Annotated in this window: 1 protein-coding gene and 1 riboswitch; the gene reads right to left on the reverse strand. The window is 61.0% G+C overall.

Annotated features, from left to right (window positions below):
• Positions 1-298: 298 nt before the first annotated feature.
• Positions 299-450: riboswitch (adenosylcobalamin (AdoCbl) riboswitch) on the reverse strand.
• Positions 451-611: 161 nt separating this feature from the next.
• Positions 612-1,759, reverse strand: a 1,148-nt coding sequence (gene metE, locus WCA53_RS32095) for a 5-methyltetrahydropteroyltriglutamate--homocysteine S-methyltransferase (protein ID WP_423921275.1), incomplete at its 5' end; no start/stop codon positions are given.

The following is a 1,759-nucleotide window of genomic DNA, read 5'->3' on the forward strand; positions in this document are numbered from 1 at the left end:
GGCAAGTGCTGTGTATCGGCAGTGACTAGAATATTCGGCAGCGTGACTTCGGCCGGAAGCTGCTCCGGCTGCGGGAACGACGAGTCGTCCGCGGCTTGTGCAATCTGCCAGGCCGAGACCGTCAGGGCAGACGTGATGATGTAACGACGGAATTTCATAAGGGCGACTTAATTATTGTTTGTTGATCAGATGGCGTCGCACGCTTGTCAGCGGAGATCCGCAGCAAGACACAAAGCTGGACAATCGAGGGGATATCGGTCTGGATTTGAGTCCAGACTCGCGGACGGAATGGGTCATGCGGACATCTCCTGGGGAATGCGCGCCCCAAAGTCGTAAAAGAGGAATACGACGCCGAGGTCTGACTTCCGGTCCATGTTGAAACCGGTCACAGTGGCGCGACCGCGCTGGATTTTCACCAGCTTCCCGAGTCGTATGCGCGCATTTTACTTCTGAATCCACGGATGACGCGATTAAGTTCGGGTTAGCGAATGAGCGTCGATGCGCGTGCTCCCGGCAGCATGAGTTGCATGCAAACCGGTGTCCGGTGCAATGTTGATCAGGCCACCGGCAACCTTCGCGACTACTTCATGCCGCAGACCCGTCCGGGGCGCTCAGGCTGTCGCTGCGCTGGTGCTCTCCGCCTTGAGCTTCTGCCGCAAGTTCCTGGCGGCCTGGATCATGTTGGTCAACGCAGCTTCAGTCTCCGGCCAGCCGCGCGTCTTCAGGCCGCAATCCGGGTTGACCCAGAGACGTTCGGCAGGTATGACCTCGCAGGCGCGCTCCAGCAATTGCTGCATCGTCTCGACGCTCGGCACTCGCGGCGAATGCGTGTCGAATACGCCGGGCCCGATTCCGTTCGGATAGGCGAACGCGCCGAAGCCGTCCAGCAGTTCCATCGAGGAACGCGATGTCTCGATCGTGATGACGTCCGCGTCGAGTGCGGCGATCGACGCAAGGATGTCGTTGAACTCCGAATAGCACATGTGGGTGTGGATTTGCGTGGCGTCCGAGACGCCGCCCGCCGCGATCCTGAAGGCGCGCGTGGCCCATTCCAGATACGGGGTCCACTCGGCCTTGCGCAACGGCAGCCCTTCGCGGAACGCGGGCTCATCGATCTGGATGATGCGGATGCCGGCCTTTTCAAGGTCGATGACTTCGTCGCGAATGACAAGCGCCAATTGCAGTGCGGTGGTTGAGCGCGGTTGATCGTCGCGGACAAAGGACCACTCAAGCATGGTCACCGGTCCCGTCAGGACACCTTTCACCAGACGGTCCGTTAAGGACTGAGCGTGACAGGCGGCGTCCACCATCATCGGCTCGGGCCGGTAGACGTCGCCGTAGATGATCGGCGGCTTGACGCACTGCGAGCCGTAATTCTGAACCCAGCCGTTTTCCGTGAACGCATAGCCCCACAGTTTTTCGGCAAAGTACTCGACCATGTCGTTGCGTTCCACTTCGCCGTGCACGAGGACGTCGAGCCCGAGTTCCTCTTGCTTGCGCAGCACAGTGGCAGTTTCCGCGCGCATGCGTTCGAGGTAGTCGAGTGCGCGCAGCTCGCCGCGCTTGTAGGCCGCACGAGCCTGCCGGATCGCCGGCGTCTGCGGGAACGAGCCGATGGTGGTGGTCGGCAGGAGTGGCAGCTTCAGGGAATGCCGCTGCACGCGGCTACGATCCGTGAACGGGCTCTTGCGGCTCGCCATCGCATCCGTGATGGCCGCGACCTTTCTTTGAACGATTACGTTCATGACCGCGCTCGAGC

The sequence above is a fragment of the Caballeronia sp. genome, from assembly GCF_049581465.1.
GTDB lineage: Bacteria > Pseudomonadota > Gammaproteobacteria > Burkholderiales > Burkholderiaceae > Caballeronia.